The sequence below is a fragment of the Pseudomonas sp. GW821-FHT10C09 genome (assembly GCF_059415465.1).
Genome location: NZ_JBWKNG010000009.1, coordinates 52,123 through 68,209, shown reverse-complemented (window position 1 = coordinate 68,209; position 16,087 = coordinate 52,123). Strand labels below are relative to the sequence as shown.

Genomic DNA, 16,087 nt, shown 5'->3' with positions numbered 1-16,087 from the left:
GAAGCTAGATGTCGCTAAGTCGCGTCTCGGTCACCGCGGTGCGCAATTTGCACCCGGTGACCTTCTCCCCCTCCCCCCGAATAAACATTCTTTACGGCGCCAACGGCAGCGGCAAAACCAGTGTTCTGGAAGCCATTCATCTGCTGGGGCTTGCCCGTTCGTTCCGTAGCAGCCGTCTGTTGCCGGTCATCCAGTACGAGCAATTGGCGTGCACGGTGTTTGGCCAGGTTGAATTGGCCGAGGGTGGCCACAGCGCGCTAGGCATCTCGCGCGACCGGCAGGGTGAATTTCAGATCCGCATCGACGGTCAGAACGCCCGCAGCGCGGCGCAACTGGCGGAGATCCTGCCGCTACAGCTGATCAACCCTGACAGTTTTCGTTTGCTGGAAGGCGCGCCGAAGATTCGTCGACAGTTTCTCGACTGGGGCGTTTTCCATGTGGAACCGCGATTCATGTCCACCTGGCAGCGCTTGCAGAAGGCTCTGCGCCAGAGAAACTCTTGGCTGCGACATGGTACACTTGACGCCGTTTCGCAAGCGGTTTGGGACAGGGAACTGTGCCAGGCCAGCGCTGAAATCGATGAATACCGCCGCGCCTACATCAAAGCCTTGAAACCAGTCTTTGAACAGACCTTGAGCGAATTGGTCGAGCTTGAAGGCTTGACCCTCAGCTATTACCGAGGCTGGGATAAAGATCGCGAACTGAGTGCCGTACTCGCTGGGTCCCTTCAACGGGACCAGCAAATGGGTCACACCCAGGCCGGACCACAACGCGCTGATTTGCGTCTCAGACTGGGCGCACATAACGCCGCGGACATCTTGTCTCGGGGTCAGCAGAAGTTGGTGGTCTGTGCATTGAGGATTGCCCAAGGGCACTTGGTTAGCCAGGCCCGACGCGGACAGTGTATTTATCTGGTGGATGACCTGCCGTCTGAACTGGACGAGCACCACCGACGCGCGCTTTGCCGCTTGCTGGAAGACTTACGCTGCCAGGTCTTTATCACCTGTGTAGATCACGAATTATTGAGGGAAGGCTGGCAGACGGAAACGCCAGTCGCTTTGTTCCACGTGGAACAGGGCCGTATCACCCAGACCCACGACCATCGGGAGTGAAGGCATTGAGCGAAGAAAATACGTACGACTCAACGAGCATTAAAGTGCTGAAAGGCCTGGATGCCGTACGCAAACGTCCCGGTATGTACATTGGTGACACTGACGATGGCAGCGGTCTGCACCACATGGTGTTCGAAGTGGTCGATAACTCGATCGACGAAGCTCTCGCCGGCCACTGCGATGACATCAGCATCATCATTCACCCGGATGAGTCCATCACCGTTCGCGACAACGGCCGTGGCATCCCGGTAGACGTGCACAAAGAAGAAGGCGTTTCTGCAGCCGAGGTCATCATGACCGTGCTGCACGCCGGCGGTAAGTTCGACGACAACTCCTACAAAGTATCCGGCGGTCTGCACGGTGTAGGTGTGTCGGTGGTGAACGCACTGTCCAAAGAACTGATCCTGACTGTTCGCCGCAGCGGCAAGATCTGGGAACAGACTTACGTCCACGGTGTTCCGCAAGAGCCGATGAAAATCGTAGGCGAGAGCGAAACCACGGGCACGCAGATTCACTTCAAGCCTTCAGAAGATACCTTCAAGAATATCCACTTCAGCTGGGACATCCTGGCCAAGCGGATTCGTGAACTGTCCTTCCTCAACTCCGGTGTCGGCATCGTCCTCAAGGATGAGCGCAGCGGCAAGGAAGAGCTGTTCAAGTACGAAGGCGGCCTGCGTGCGTTCGTTGAATACCTGAATACCAACAAGACTGCGGTCAACCAGGTGTTCCACTTCAACATCCAGCGTGAAGACGGCATCGGCGTGGAAATCGCCCTGCAGTGGAACGACAGCTTCAACGAGAACCTGTTGTGCTTCACCAACAACATTCCTCAGCGCGATGGCGGTACTCACCTGGTGGGTTTCCGTTCCGCACTGACGCGTAACCTGAACACCTACATCGAAGCTGAAGGCCTGGCGAAGAAGCACAAAGTCGCCACCACCGGTGACGATGCCCGTGAAGGCCTGACCGCGATCATTTCGGTAAAAGTGCCGGATCCGAAGTTCAGCTCCCAGACCAAAGACAAGCTGGTTTCTTCCGAAGTGAAGACCGCGGTCGAACAGGAAATGGGCAAGTACTTCTCCGACTTCCTGCTGGAAAACCCGAACGAAGCCAAACTGGTCGTCGGCAAGATGATCGACGCGGCACGTGCTCGTGAAGCGGCGCGTAAAGCCCGTGAGATGACCCGTCGCAAAGGCGCGCTGGATATCGCCGGCTTGCCGGGCAAACTGGCTGACTGCCAGGAAAAAGATCCTGCCCTGTCCGAACTGTACCTCGTGGAAGGTGACTCTGCTGGCGGCTCCGCCAAGCAGGGACGCAACCGCCGCACCCAGGCCATCCTGCCGCTGAAGGGCAAGATCCTGAACGTCGAGAAGGCGCGTTTCGACAAGATGATCTCTTCGCAGGAAGTTGGCACCTTGATCACCGCGCTGGGCTGTGGCATCGGCCGCGACGAGTACAACATCGACAAGCTGCGTTATCACAACATCATCATCATGACCGATGCTGACGTCGACGGTTCGCACATCCGTACCCTGCTGCTGACCTTCTTCTTCCGTCAGTTGCCAGAGCTGATCGAGCGTGGCTACATCTACATCGCTCAGCCGCCGCTGTACAAGGTCAAGAAAGGCAAGCAAGAGCAATACATCAAAGACGACGACGCCATGGAAGAGTACATGACGCAGTCGGCCCTGGAAGACGCGAGCCTGCACCTGAACGAAGAAGCCCCAGGCATCTCCGGTGAAGCGCTTGAGCGCCTGGTGAATGACTTCCGTCTGGTGATGAAGACCCTCAAGCGTCTGTCGCGCCTGTACCCACAGGAGCTGACCGAGCACTTCATCTACCTGCCAGCGGTGAGCATGGATCAACTGTCCGATCATGCAGCGATGCAGGATTGGCTGGCTCAGTACGAAGTTCGCCTGCGCACCGTCGAGAAGTCTGGCCTGGTCTACAAAGCCAGCCTGCGTGAAGACCGTGAACGTAACGTCTGGCTGCCAGAGGTCGAACTGATCTCCCACGGCCTGTCGAACTACGTCACCTTCAACCGCGACTTCTTCGGCAGCAACGACTACCGCACGGTTGTTTCGCTGGGCGCTCAACTGAGCACCCTGCTCGACGACGGTGCGTACATCCAGCGTGGCGAGCGCAAGAAGCCGGTCACCGAGTTCAAGGAAGCCCTTGAATGGCTGATGGCTGAAAGCACCAAGCGTCACACCATCCAGCGATACAAAGGTCTGGGCGAGATGAACCCGGATCAGCTGTGGGAAACCACCATGGACCCCGCACAGCGCCGGATGCTTAAAGTGACCATCGAAGACGCCATTGGCGCAGACCAGATCTTCAACACCCTGATGGGTGATGCGGTCGAACCTCGCCGTGACTTCATCGAAAGCAACGCCCTGGCGGTTTCCAACCTGGACTTCTGATCCAGCGAACCCTCCAAACCAAAAAGGCCAACGCTCAGCGTTGGCCTTTTTTATTGTCTGTATTTCGCATGTGATCAGACCGGATTTCGGTCGTCATTCCCCGTAGTACAAAGTGTCGAAAACTGCAAATTTTGGGCATAAAAAAACCGGCTATATCAGCCGGTTTTTTTGCGCCCGAAAAAACTTATGCACCATTTCCTGCGTTTTATGTGTTTAAGAAATATGTATATAAATCATTAACTTATAAAACGTTATCGCTGTTTTTCGAGAAAACGGTACACAGGTTATCCACAGAATCTCAGACAGCCACTTGATCTGTCGAAGTCGGTGCCGTCGGGGCTGCTGGCAGCGACCCCATTTCCCGTTGCATCTGCTCGTTCCAGGCTTGTACCCGGTCGTTCAGATCGGCGATGGCGCGAGGCCCGCTGCCCACGGCGTACATCGGTTCGCCGATGATTACGGTGATGACACCCTGCTTCTTTGCCCAACCGGTTTTAGGCCAGAACTTGCCCGCATTGTGCGCAATCGGCAGTACAGGAAGCTCGGCGTTGACGGCCAATGCGGTGCCACCGCGTGAGAACTTGCCGATGGTGCCAAAAGGAACGCGCGTCCCCTCAGGGAAGATCAGCACCCAGACACCATCCTTCAGCAGCTCATCGCCCTTCTTCGCCACATGCTTGAGCGCGGCCTTCGGGTTGTCGCGGTCGATGGCAATCGGTCGCAGCATGGCCATGGCCCAGCCGAAGAACGGCACGTACAACAATGAACGCTTGAGCACCTGGCTCAACGGTTCGAAGTAAGCAGAGAGAAAGAACGTCTCCCAGGTGCTCTGGTGGTTCGATTGAATCACGCAGGGCTGGTCAGGCACGTTCTCGGCGCCCTTCACTTCATAGCTAATGCCCAGGAATACTTTGCTCAGCCACAAGGCGCAGCGGCACCAGTACACATTAATGAAGCGATAACGCGCCTTGAACGGCAAAAAAGGCGCGATGAAAAAGCTCAGGCTGCACCAAAGCAAAGAGCTGGTGCCCAGCAACAGATAAAAGAGGAACGTTCTGATGGCCTGCAGTATCGACATGGTGACGTTTACCGTGCGGGCTCTGCCCGTCTATATAAAGCGCAATCCCGATCAATCCTTGGTCAGGAATCTCGAAACGCTCTAATTGTGGATAAGTTCTGCGGCAATCGCCGCCAGATCGTCAAAAATCAAGGTGCCTACCGGTAAGGTCTTGCCCAAAGTCTTTTCGCCTTTCCCGGTCTTTACCAAAACTGGCTGAGAATCGACGGCTTTGGCGGCTTCCAGGTCACCAAGGCTGTCGCCGACGAACCAAAGATTGGTCAGCGACACGTTGTAATGCTCGGCGATGGTTTTCAGCATCCCGGGTTTTGGCTTGCGGCAATCGCAGCCGTCGTCCGGCCCGTGCGGGCAATAAACGATCAGCCCGACTTCACCGCCCTGCTCCGCCACCAGCGAGCGCAAGCGCTCGTGCATGGCGTCCAGGGTGGCGATGTCGTAATAGCCGCGAGCGATGCCCGACTGGTTGGTAGCGACCGCTACCGTCCAGCCGGCCTTGCTCAACTGCGCGATGGCTTCGATCGAACCGGGAAGTGGAATCCACTCCTCCACCGACTTGATGTAAGCGTCGGAGTCGTAATTGATCACCCCGTCGCGATCGAGAATCAGCAGTTTCAAACGCAGCCCCTTAGCCCAGCAGCGAGATATCAGCGACGCCGAGGAACAGGCCACGCAGACGCGCCAGCAAGGCATAGCGGTTGGCGCGGACCTTGGCATCTTCTGCGTTGACCATCACGGCTTCGAAGAACGCATCCACCGGCTCGCGCAAGGCGGCCAGGCGTGCCAGCGATTCGCTGTACTGACGCGCGGCGGCCATCGGCTGGACAGCCTGGTCCGCCTGCTGGATCGCCGAGTACAGGGAGAACTCGTTGGCATTGTCGAAGTACTTGGCTTCAACCACCGTCGGAACGGAGCCTTCGACCTTGCTCAGCAAGTTCGATACGCGCTTGTTCACCGCAGCCAGGGCCGCAGCTTCCGGCAATTTGCGGAAAGCTTCTACCGCTTGAACACGCTGGTCGAAGTCCAGTGCCGAACCCGGCTTCAGGGCACGCACCGACAGGTAAGTCGCGACATCCACGCCTTCGTCTTCGTAACGGGCACGCAGACGGTCGAAGATGAACTCCAGCACGGCGTCGTTGAGGCCGGCAGCCTTGACCTTGGCACCGAACGCATTCACGGCGAAAGCCACGGCGTCGTTCAGGTCCAGATCGAGCTTCTTGTCGATCAGGATACGCAGCACACCGAGTGCAGCACGGCGCAAGGCGTACGGGTCTTTGCTACCGGTTGGCAGCATGCCGATACCGAAAATGCCCACCAGTGTGTCGAGCTTGTCGGCGATGGCCACGGCTGCACCGGTCAAGGTGGTCGGCAGTTCAGCACCGGCACCGCGCGGCATGTACTGCTCGTTCAGCGCCAGAGCGACTTCTTCCGGCTCGCCGTCGTTGAGGGCGTAGTAGTAACCGGCGACACCTTGCATCTCCGGGAACTCACCGACCATTTCGGTCGCCAGGTCGCACTTTGACAACAGGCCGGCACGGGACGCCCAGGCTGCGTTGCCGCCAATGCGTTGTGCGATGAACGCAGCGAGTTTGGAAACACGCTCGGCCTTGTCGTACACGCTGCCGAGTTTTTCCTGGAACACCACGTTTTGCAGGCGCAGGTTGAAGTCTTCGAGTTTCTGCTTCTTGTCTTGCTTGAAGAAGAACTCGGCGTCGGTCAGGCGTGGGCGAACCACTTTCTCGTTACCGGCGATGATCTGCTGCGGGTCTTTGCTTTCGATGTTGGCCACGGTGATGAAACGTGGCAGCAACTTGCCGTCGGCATCCAGCAGGCAGAAATACTTCTGGTTGTCCTGCATGGTGGTGATCAGCGCTTCTTGCGGCACGTCGAGGAAACGTTCTTCGAACGAACACACCAGCGGCACTGGCCACTCAACCAGCGCGGTTACTTCGTCGAGCAGCGCCGGCGGAACAATCGCCGTGCCTTCCTGACGGGTAGCCAGTTCTTCGGTGCGCTTGCTGATGATGTCGCGACGTTCGTTGGCATCGGCCAGGACGTAAGCGGCACGCAAGTCGGCCAGGTAATTGGCCGGCGAGGTGATGCGCACGTTTTCCGGGTGATGGAAGCGGTGACCACGGGAATCGCGGCCAGCCTTCTGGGCGAGGATGGTGCAATCGATGACTTCGTCACCGAGCAGCATCACCAGCCATTGGGTCGGACGAACGAATTCTTCCTTGCGAGCGCCCCAACGCATGCGTTTCGGGATCGGCAGGTCATTCAGCGAGTCTTCGACGATGGTCGGCAGCAGGCTCGCGGTCGGCTTGCCGGCGATGCTTTGGCTGTAACGCAGTTTCGGACCGCTCTGATCGATTTCGCTCAGCTCGACACCGCACTTCTTGGCAAAACCCAGTGCTGCCTGGGTCGGGTTGCCTTCGGCATCGAACGCCGCCTGACGTGGCGGGCCATCGAGGTTGATGCTGCGATCCGGTTGCTGGGTGGCCAGCGACGTGATCAGCACGGCCAGGCGACGCGGCGCGGCGTAGACGGTTTTGGTCTCGTAGTTCAGACCGGCGGCTTGCAGGCCCTTGTCGATACCGGCGAGGAACGCCTCGGCCAAGGTGTTCAGGGCTTTGGGTGGCAGTTCTTCAGTGCCCAGTTCAACCAGAAAATCCAGAGCACTCATTGTGCAGCCTCCAGCTTGGCCAGTACTTCATCACGCAGGTCCGGGGTCGCCATCGGGAAGCCCAGCTTGGCGCGAGCCAGCAGGTAGGCTTGCGCAACGGAACGCGCCAGGGTGCGTACACGCAGAATGTATTGCTGACGCGCAGTCACCGAGATCGCCCGGCGCGCATCCAGCAGGTTGAAAGTATGGGAAGCCTTCAACACCATTTCGTAGCTCGGCAACGGCAGCGGCTGGTCGAGTTCGATCAGGCGCTTGGCTTCGCTTTCATAGAAGTCGAACAGTTCGAACAGCTTCTCGACGTTGGCGTGTTCGAAGTTGTAGGTCGACTGCTCCACTTCGTTCTGGTGGAACACGTCGCCGTAGGTGACCTTGCCCATCGGGCCGTCAGCCCAGACCAGGTCGTAGACCGAGTCCACGCCTTGCAGGTACATGGCCAGACGCTCCAGACCGTAGGTAATCTCGCCGGTCACCGGGTAGCACTCGATGCCGCCCGCTTGCTGGAAGTAAGTGAACTGGGTCACTTCCATGCCATTGAGCCAGACTTCCCAGCCCAGACCCCAGGCGCCGAGGGTCGGCGATTCCCAGTTGTCTTCGACGAAGCGGATGTCGTGGACCAATGGGTCCAGGCCGACGTGCTTGAGGGAGCCCAGGTACAGTTCCTGGAAGTTGTCCGGGTTCGGCTTCAATACCACCTGGAACTGGTAGTAGTGCTGCAGACGGTTCGGGTTTTCGCCGTAGCGGCCGTCAGTCGGGCGACGACTGGGCTGCACATAAGCGGCGTTCCAGGTTTCCGGGCCAATGGCACGCAGGAATGTGGCAGTGTGGAAAGTGCCGGCGCCTACTTCCATATCGTAGGGCTGAAGTACCACACAACCTTGCTCGGCCCAGTATTGCTGGAGCGCGAGGATCAAGTCTTGGAAGGTACGCACGGCTGGCGTAGGCTGGCTCACGAAATTCACCTGTTTCTTGGGCTGCGATTTAAAGAGCGGGAGTATACCCGATTCATTGCTGCGCACGCCCCCTGGAGCCTTATGCCACGCTGCTTTTGGTGTTCCGAAGATCCGCTGTACATGGCTTATCACGACCAGGAGTGGGGCACGCCGCTACGCGATGCGCAGGGATTGTTCGAGTTGCTTTTGCTCGAAGGGTTCCAGGCCGGCCTCTCATGGATCACGGTCTTGCGTAAACGTGAGCGTTATCGCGAGGTGCTGTTCGGCTTTGACGTACAGCGCGTGGCGCAGATGAGCGACGCGGAAATCGATGAATTGATGCTCGATCCGGGCATCATCCGCAACCGTCTCAAACTCAACGCCGCCCGACGCAACGCCCAGGCCTGGCTGGCGCTGGAGGACCCGGTGGCGTTTCTCTGGTCCTTCGTTGGCGGCACGCCGGTGATCAATCATTTCAAGGATCGCACCGAAGTCCCGGCGGTCACGCCAGTGGCGGTGGAAATGAGCAAAGGCCTGAAAAAGGCCGGCTTCACGTTCGTCGGGCCGACCATTTGCTATGCGCTGATGCAGGCTTCGGGCATGGTCATGGACCACACCCAGGATTGCGATCGCTACGCGACCTTGGCGAACGGCGGTTAGAATAGCCGCCTCGCGCACAGCACAAAATCAGGAGTGACCTGTGGATAAGTTTAAAGGCGCCTTGCTGGTAGGCGCTCTGCGGCTGTTTGCCCTGCTCCCGTGGCGGGCCGTGCAGGCCGTGGGCTCGGCGATTGGCTGGGTCATGTGGAAAACCCCGAACCGTTCCCGCGATGTGGTGCGGATCAACCTCGCCAAGTGTTTCCCCGAGATGGACCCGGCCGAGCGTGAGCGTCTGGTCGGCCAGAGCCTGAAAGACATCGGCAAGTCCCTGACCGAAAGCGCCTGCGCCTGGATCTGGCCGGCCCAGCGCTCCATCGACCTGGTGCGCGAAGTCGAAGGACTCGACGTCTTGACAGACGCCCTCGCCTCCGGCAAAGGGGTCGTCGGTATCACCAGTCACCTGGGCAATTGGGAAGTGTTGAACCACTTTTATTGCAATCAGTGCAAACCGATCATTTTCTATCGGCCACCGAAGTTGAAGGCTGTGGATGATTTGCTGCGCAAACAGCGGGTGCAATTGGGCAATCGGGTAGCCGCTTCCACCAAGGAAGGCATCCTCAGCGTCATCAAGGAAGTGCGCAAAGGTGGTGCAGTGGGCATTCCCGCTGACCCGGAACCGGCCGAATCCGCCGGGATCTTCGTGCCTTTCTTCGCCACTCAAGCCCTGACCAGCAAGTTCGTGCCGAACATGCTCGCCGGTGGCAAAGCGGTCGGCGTGTTCCTGCATGCCCTGCGGCTGCCGGACGGTTCGGGGTACAAAGTGATCCTGGAAGCGGCGCCAGAGGCCATGTACAGCACCGATACCGAGACGTCCTGCGCAGCCATGAGCCAAGTGGTTGAGCGCTATGTGCGGGCGTACCCAAGCCAGTACATGTGGAGCATGAAGCGCTTCAAGAAGCGTCCTCCGGGCGAAGAACGCTGGTATTGAGTAGCTTGGCATGATCTGTGGATAATTCCGGGGCCAAGGTTATCCACAACTGTTCATTAAAGGGCGCAGCAGATGTCCGAACACCGCAAATCGTTTCGCATCAAGATCAGCCATGAAAGCTTCGGCGAATGCCTGGGCCAGACGCGCAACCTGTCGACCACGGGTGTCTATGTCAAGCATCCGCGCCTGTCGTCGTTGCCCAAAGGCGCGGTGGTGTATGGGCAGGTGCAGGACTTACCCACAGGTGCGCCGCGTGTGCGCATGGAAGTGATTCAGGTTGATGCCGACGGGATAGGCTTGCGCTACCTCTGATCAGTGAGCGTTGCGCTCGAGTTTCTTCAGAAACACCGTCATTTCCTTCTCTGCCTGCTTGTCGCCATGGGCGCGGGCGGCTTCCAGACCTTGTTCCCAGGCCTGCCGGGCGGCCGCGAAATCTTCCTGCGCCAGATGGGCCTTGCCCAATAGCTTCCAGGCCGCTGAATACTTCGGATCGAATTCGACGCAGCGCTGGAAATGCTCGGCCGCCTTGGCATTTTCCCCGAGATCCAGATAACCCTTGCCCAAGCCGAAGCGCAGCAATGAGTTATCCACACCCTTGGCGAGCATTTTTTCCAGGGATTCGAGCATTGGGTGGATTCCTTGTTGAGGTGTGTCAGGAGTTGATCTGTTTTAGTGAGGCCGCCTTCGCGAGCAGGCTCGCTCCCGCAATTGATCTTCAGTGAACACGAATACAGTGTGCGGCGAAAATCCCACTGTGGGAGCGAGCCTGCTCGCGAAGAGGCCCCCACAGTCGCCAAAAATACCGGATCAGAAGAAGCTCAGCCCTACATGAAACAGCTTCTCCACATCGCGAATATGCTTTTTATCCACAAGGAACAAAATCACATGGTCGCCCGTTTCGATCACTGTATCGTCATGCGCAATGATCACTTCCTCATCACGAATGATCGCGCCAATCGTCGTTCCTGGCGGCAAACCGATGTTCTCGATGGCCCTGCCAATCACCTTGCTCGACTTCGCATCACCATGGGCAATCGCCTCGATGGCCTCCGCCGCGCCCCGGCGCAGTGAGTGCACGCTGACGATATCGCCACGCCGTACGTGGGCTAGCAAGGTGCCGATGGTCGCCAGTTGAGGGCTGATGGCGATGTCGATGTCGCCGCCCTGAATCAGATCCACGTACGCCGGGTTGTTGATGATCGTCATCACCTTCTTCGCGCCCAGGCGCTTGGCCAGCAGCGAGGACATGATGTTGGCTTCGTCATCGTTGGTCAGGGCCAGGAAGATATCCGCGTCGGCGATGTTCTCTTCCATCAGCAAATCACGGTCGGACGCACTGCCCTGCAACACCACGGTGCTGTCGAGGGTGTCCGAGAGATGACGGCAGCGGGCCGGGTTCATCTCGATGATCTTCACCTGGTAACGACTTTCGATGGCCTCGGCCAGTCGCTCGCCGATCTGCCCGCCGCCGGCAATGACGATGCGCTTGTAGGTTTCATCCAGCCGGCGCATTTCGCTCATCACCGCGCGGATATTGTCCTTGGCGGCGATGAAAAACACTTCGTCGTCGGCCTCGATGACGGTGTCACCCTGAGGCAGAATCGGCCGGTCACGGCGGAAAATCGCAGCGACTCGGGTTTCGACATTCGGCATGTGTTCGCGCAATTGCCGCAATTGCTGACCCACCAGCGGCCCGCCGTAATACGCCTTCACCGCGACCAGTTGCGCCTTGCCTTCGGCGAAGTCGATCACCTGCAAGGCGCCCGGATGCTGGATCAGGCGCTTGATGTAGTTGGTCACCACTTGTTCCGGGCTGATCAGCACATCCACCGGGATCGCGTCGTTATCGAACAATTCGGAGCGCGTAAGGTACGCCGCTTCGCGCACCCGGGCGATTTTGGTCGGCGTGTGGAACAGCGTGTGCGCGACCTGACAGGCCACCATGTTGGTTTCGTCGCTGTTGGTCACGGCCACCAGCATGTCGGCGTCGTCCGCGCCGGCCTGGCGCAGCACCGTCGGCAGTGAGCCGCGGCCATGCACGGTGCGGATGTCTAGCCGATCGCCGAGGTCGCGCAGGCGATCGCCGTCGGTGTCGACCACGGTGATGTCGTTGGCTTCGCTGGCCAAGTGCTCCGCCAGCGAACCACCGACCTGCCCTGCACCGAGGATGATGATTTTCATCCAGTCACTCCATTAAATCGGTTTATCACCGCGCGGCGGCAATCTTGATCAGCTTGGCGTAGTAGAACCCGTCGTGCCCACCTTCCTGGGCCAGCAATTGGCGACCATGTGGTTGCTTGATCCCGGCCGCCGTAGCGAGGTCCAGCTCACGAGCGCCCGGCGTGCGGGCGAGGAAGGCTTCGATGACTTCGGTGTTTTCGGTCGGCAGCGTCGAGCAGGTGGCATAAAGCAGAATGCCGCCCACTTCCAGAGTTATCCACAGGGCATCGAGCAATTCGCCTTGCAGTACGGCGAGTGCGGCGATGTCGTCGGGTTGGCGGGTCAGCTTGATGTCCGGGTGACGACGGATGACGCCGGTGGCCGAGCACGGCGCGTCCAGCAGGATGCGCTGGAACGGTTTGCCGTCCCACCAGGTCTGGGTGTCGCGGCCGTCGGCGGCGATCAGTTCGGCGCTGAGGCCCAGACGCGCCAGGTTCTCGCGCACCCGCACCAGACGTTTGGCTTCCAAGTCCACCGCGACGACGCCGGCCAGTTGTGGCTCGGCTTCGAGGATATGGCAGGTCTTGCCGCCCGGCGCGCAGCAGGCGTCCAGCACCCGTTGGCCCGGTGCCAGGTCGAGCAGGTCGGCGGCCAATTGTGCCGCCTCGTCCTGCACGCTGATCCAGCCTTCGGCGAAGCCCGGCAAGCTGCGCACGTCGGCGGCGGATTCAAGGATGATGCCATCCTGACTGTAGACGCACGGCGTCGCGGCGATCCCGGCTTCGGTCAGCAAACCAAGGTAGGCGTCGCGAGTGTGATGGCGACGGTTGACCCGCAGGATCATCGGCGGATGCGCGTTGTTCGCCGCGCAAATGGCTTCCCATTGTTCAGGCCAGAAGGCCTTCAGGGATTTTTGCAGCCAGCGCGGGTGTGCGGTACGCACCACCGGGTCATGTTCCAGCTCGGCCAGCAGCGCTTCGCTTTCCCGTTGGGCACGGCGCAGTACGGCGTTGAGCAAGGCCTTGGCCCAAGGCTTTTTCAGTTTGTCCGCGCAGCCGACCGTTTCACCAATGGCGGCGTGGGCCGGTACGCGGGTGTAGAGCAGTTGATAGAGGCCGACCAGCAACAGCGCCTCGACGTCCGCATCCGCAGCCTTGAACGGCTTTTGCAACAGTTTGGCCGCCAGCGCCGACAAACGTGGCTGCCAGCGCGCGGTGCCGAACGCCAGGTCCTGAGTGAAGCCGCGATCGCGGTCTTCAACTTTGTCCATTTGTGTCGGCAGAGAACTGTTGAGCGAGGCTTTTCCGTTCAGAACAGCGGCAAGTGCCTTGGCGGCGGCCAGACGCGGGTTCATTGAGCGTCCGCCGCTTGACCAAGCACGGTGCCGACGGCGAATTTCTCTTTACGGCTGTTGAACAGATCGCTGAAGTTCAGCGCCTTGCCGCCGGGCAATTGCAGGCGGGTCAGGCACAGCGCTTGCTCACCGCAAGCAACGAGCAAGCCGTCCTTGCTGGCGCTGAGGATTTCCCCTGCCGCGCCCTTACCTTCGGCGAGGCTCGCGGCCAGCACTTTCAGCGCTTCGCCGTTCAGCGTGCTGTGGGTAACCGGCCATGGATTGAAGGCGCGAACCAGACGTTCCAGCTCAACCGCCGGGCGAGTCCAGTCGATGCGCGCTTCGTCCTTGTTCAATTTGTGAGCATAAGTGGCGAGGCTGTCGTCCTGCACTTCGCCCTCCAGCGTGCCAGCGGCGAGGCCGGCAATCGCCTGAATCACCGCCGGTGGGCCCATCTCTGCCAGACGATCATGCAGGCTGCCGCCGGTGTCGTCAGCAGTGATCGGCGTGGTGACTTTGAGCAGCATCGGCCCGGTGTCCAGGCCCAGCTCCATGCGCATCACGGTCACGCCGCTTTCACTGTCGCCCGCTTCGACGGCGCGCTGGATCGGCGCCGCACCGCGCCAGCGTGGCAGCAGGGACGCGTGGCTGTTGATGCAGCCCAGGCGCGGAATATCCAGCACCACTTGCGGCAAGATCAGGCCGTAGGCGACCACTACCAGCAAGTCCGGCTTGAGCGCGGCCAGTTCGGCCTGAGCGTCTTCGTTGCGCAGGGTCGGCGGTTGCAACACCGGGATGTTGTTTTCCAACGCCAACTGCTTGACCGGGCTCGGCATCAGCTTTTGCCCACGGCCCGCCGGACGGTCCGGCTGGGTGTAGACCGCGACGATCTCATAAGGGCTGTCGAGCAGGGCCTTGAGGTGTTCGGCGGCGAATTCCGGGGTGCCGACAAAGACGATGCGCAGTGGCTGAGTCATGGAAGCTCTCTATTACAAAGCAGTCGCAAAAGAAAAAGGCTTGCCGCAGCAAGCCTTTGAAAGGAGGGCATCAAGCGTTCTGGCGATGGAGCTTTTCCAGTTTCTTCTTGATTCGGTCGCGTTTGAGACTGGACAGGTAGTCGACGAACAATTTGCCATTCAGGTGGTCGCATTCATGCTGGATGCACACGGCGAGCAGGCCTTCGGCGATCAGTTCGTAAGGCTGGCCGTCGCGGTCCAGGGCCTTGATCTTGACCTTCTGTGGGCGATCGACGTTTTCGTAGAAGCCCGGCACCGAGAGGCAGCCTTCCTGGTATTGCTCCATCTCGTCAGTCAGGGTCTCGAACTCGGGGTTGATGAACACCCGTGGTTCGCTGCGGTCTTCGGAGAGGTCCATCACCACGATACGTTTGTGCACGTTGACCTGGGTCGCGGCGAGGCCGATGCCTGGCGCTTCATACATTGTTTCAAACATGTCATCGACCAACTGACGCACTTCGTCGTCCACTACGGCCACAGGTTTGGCGATAGTGCGCAGGCGCGAGTCGGGGAATTCGAGGATGTCTAAAATGGCCATAAGCTTGATTGCTGCACATGTGAGGAAAGTCGGGTCGATGGCCTGGCGGGTCCGAAGATGCAGGCTACCGTTGTAAAACGTAGCTCCCTTTTCTTAGTAAAGCACGGGGAGCGAGCCACGAAGGCTCTGGCGTTTTACGCGAACGCACATAATAAAGGGATTCACCGCATGAGGAAATCACTACTCGCCTTGCTCCTTCTGGCTTCGGCCGGTGTGGCGCATGGGCAAGTGCAACTCAAGGAAGGTTTTCCACAGCAATACACAGTGGTTGCGGGGGACACACTCTGGGACATCTCCGGTAAATACCTGCGCCAGCCGTGGCAATGGCCCGAGCTGTGGCAGGCCAATCCGCAAATCGAAAACCCCAATCTCATCTATCCCGGCGACTCGCTGTCGCTGGTCTACGTCAACGACCAGCCGCGGCTGACGCTTAATCGCGGTGCATCGCGCGGCACGATCAAGCTTTCACCCAGGGTGCGCAGTTCGCCGGTGGCCGAAGCCATCCCGAGCATTCCGCTGCGATCGATCAACAGCTTTTTGCTGAGTAACCGCATCGTCGATAAGGTCGAGGATTTCAACGAGGCGCCTTACATCGTCGCCGGCGATGCCGAACGCGTGCTCAGCGGCACCGGAGACCGCATCTTCGCCCGCGGTCATTTCGATCCCGATCAACCGGTCTACGGGATCTTCCGTCAGGGCAAGGTCTACACCGATCCCGAGACCAAAGAGTTTTTGGGGATCAATGCTGACGACATCGGTGGCGGCGAAATTGTCGCCACTGAAGGCGACGTCGCCACCCTCGCCTTGCAACGCACCACCCAGGAAGTGCGCCTCGGCGACCGCTTGTTCAGCGGCGAAGAACGCTCGATCAACTCGACCTTCATGCCCAGCGCGCCGAAAAATCCGGTCAACGGGCTGATCATCGATGTGCCGCGCGGCGTGACGCAGATTGGCGCGCTGGATGTGGTCACGCTGAACAAGGGGCAGCGTGATGGCCTCGTCGAAGGCAACGTGCTGGTGGTGATGAAAACCGGCGAAACCGTGCGCGACCGGATCACTGGCCAGCCGCTGAAGATTCCCGATGAGCAGGCCGGATTGCTGATGGTTTTCCGCACCTACGACAAGCTCAGCTACGGGCTGGTGCTCAACGCTTCGCGCTCTTTGGCCGTGATGGACAAGGTGCGAAATCCTTAGCCAGCTCCACAAGTTACCAACAGAGTTATCCACAGC

At 59.4% G+C, this 16,087-nt stretch carries 15 protein-coding genes; 6 read left to right on the top strand and 9 right to left on the bottom strand.

Annotation, left to right across the window (positions count from 1 at the left end):
- Window positions 1-8: 8 nt before the first annotated feature.
- Both recF and gyrB read left to right on the top strand, forming a co-directional pair.
- Window positions 9-1,112, top strand: a complete 1,104-nt coding sequence (gene recF / locus AC07N8_RS11115; protein ID WP_008007898.1) for a DNA replication/repair protein RecF — start codon at window positions 9-11, stop codon at window positions 1,110-1,112.
- Window positions 1,113-1,117: 5 nt separating this feature from the next.
- On the top strand, window positions 1,118-3,535 hold the full coding sequence (gyrB, locus tag AC07N8_RS11110) for a DNA topoisomerase (ATP-hydrolyzing) subunit B (RefSeq protein ID WP_483841541.1): 2,418 nt from the start codon (window positions 1,118-1,120) through the stop codon (window positions 3,533-3,535).
- A 298-nt stretch (window positions 3,536-3,833) separates the two neighbouring features.
- On the opposite strand, the gene AC07N8_RS11105 is transcribed toward gyrB, so the two are convergent.
- The 4 genes from AC07N8_RS11105 to glyQ form a co-directional block, all read right to left on the bottom strand.
- The gene (locus AC07N8_RS11105) at window positions 3,834-4,613 is read right to left on the bottom strand and encodes a lysophospholipid acyltransferase family protein (RefSeq protein WP_493143633.1); all 780 of its coding nucleotides are present in this window, start codon (window positions 4,611-4,613) and stop codon (window positions 3,834-3,836) included.
- A gap of 81 nt (window positions 4,614-4,694) precedes the next feature.
- Window positions 4,695-5,234, bottom strand: a complete 540-nt coding sequence (gmhB, locus tag AC07N8_RS11100; protein WP_483841693.1) for a D-glycero-beta-D-manno-heptose 1,7-bisphosphate 7-phosphatase — start codon at window positions 5,232-5,234, stop codon at window positions 4,695-4,697.
- A 4-nt stretch (window positions 5,235-5,238) separates the two neighbouring features.
- Complete coding sequence (glyS, locus tag AC07N8_RS11095; protein WP_483841539.1) at window positions 5,239-7,293, bottom strand: glycine--tRNA ligase subunit beta; 2,055 nt, start codon at window positions 7,291-7,293, stop codon at window positions 5,239-5,241.
- Complete coding sequence (gene glyQ / locus AC07N8_RS11090) at window positions 7,290-8,243, bottom strand: glycine--tRNA ligase subunit alpha (protein WP_008155694.1); 954 nt, start codon at window positions 8,241-8,243, stop codon at window positions 7,290-7,292. The genes glyS and glyQ overlap by 4 nt, the downstream gene beginning before the upstream one ends.
- A gap of 81 nt (window positions 8,244-8,324) precedes the next feature.
- Between glyQ and tag the strand changes: the two genes are divergently transcribed.
- The 3 genes from tag to AC07N8_RS11075 all read left to right on the top strand — a co-directional run bounded on the left by tag (window position 8,325) and on the right by AC07N8_RS11075 (window position 10,122).
- Window positions 8,325-8,882, top strand: a complete 558-nt coding sequence (tag, locus tag AC07N8_RS11085) for a DNA-3-methyladenine glycosylase I (protein ID WP_123433240.1) — start codon at window positions 8,325-8,327, stop codon at window positions 8,880-8,882.
- 40 nt (window positions 8,883-8,922) lie between these two features.
- Entirely contained in the window at window positions 8,923-9,810 is an 888-nt protein-coding gene (locus AC07N8_RS11080; RefSeq protein WP_493143636.1) for a lysophospholipid acyltransferase, read from the top strand.
- A 72-nt stretch (window positions 9,811-9,882) separates the two neighbouring features.
- The gene (locus AC07N8_RS11075; RefSeq protein ID WP_483841538.1) at window positions 9,883-10,122 is read left to right on the top strand and encodes a PilZ domain-containing protein; all 240 of its coding nucleotides are present in this window, start codon (window positions 9,883-9,885) and stop codon (window positions 10,120-10,122) included.
- Here AC07N8_RS11075 and AC07N8_RS11070 read toward each other — a convergent pair whose 3' ends face one another.
- The 5 genes from AC07N8_RS11070 to def form a co-directional block, all read right to left on the bottom strand.
- Window positions 10,123-10,437, bottom strand: coding sequence for a tetratricopeptide repeat protein (locus AC07N8_RS11070; protein WP_027926194.1), 315 nt, complete (start codon window positions 10,435-10,437; stop codon window positions 10,123-10,125).
- Between the two features lie 180 nt (window positions 10,438-10,617).
- Entirely contained in the window at window positions 10,618-11,991 is a 1,374-nt protein-coding gene (trkA, locus tag AC07N8_RS11065; RefSeq protein ID WP_483841537.1) for a Trk system potassium transporter TrkA, read from the bottom strand.
- A gap of 25 nt (window positions 11,992-12,016) precedes the next feature.
- Window positions 12,017-13,324: a 16S rRNA (cytosine(967)-C(5))-methyltransferase RsmB gene (gene rsmB / locus AC07N8_RS11060; protein WP_483841536.1), complete on the bottom strand. Its 1,308-nt coding sequence runs from the start codon at window positions 13,322-13,324 to the stop codon at window positions 12,017-12,019.
- Window positions 13,321-14,280: a methionyl-tRNA formyltransferase gene (gene fmt / locus AC07N8_RS11055; RefSeq protein WP_493143639.1), complete on the bottom strand. Its 960-nt coding sequence runs from the start codon at window positions 14,278-14,280 to the stop codon at window positions 13,321-13,323. The genes rsmB and fmt overlap by 4 nt, the downstream gene beginning before the upstream one ends.
- 70 nt (window positions 14,281-14,350) lie before the next feature.
- Entirely contained in the window at window positions 14,351-14,857 is a 507-nt protein-coding gene (gene def / locus AC07N8_RS11050) for a peptide deformylase (RefSeq protein ID WP_027926190.1), read from the bottom strand.
- 168 nt (window positions 14,858-15,025) lie between these two features.
- Between def and AC07N8_RS11045 the strand changes: the two genes are divergently transcribed.
- Window positions 15,026-16,051 (top strand): LysM peptidoglycan-binding domain-containing protein, encoded by a 1,026-nt coding sequence (locus tag AC07N8_RS11045; protein ID WP_493143641.1) that lies wholly within the window; start codon window positions 15,026-15,028, stop codon window positions 16,049-16,051.
- Window positions 16,052-16,087 lie beyond the last annotated feature (36 nt).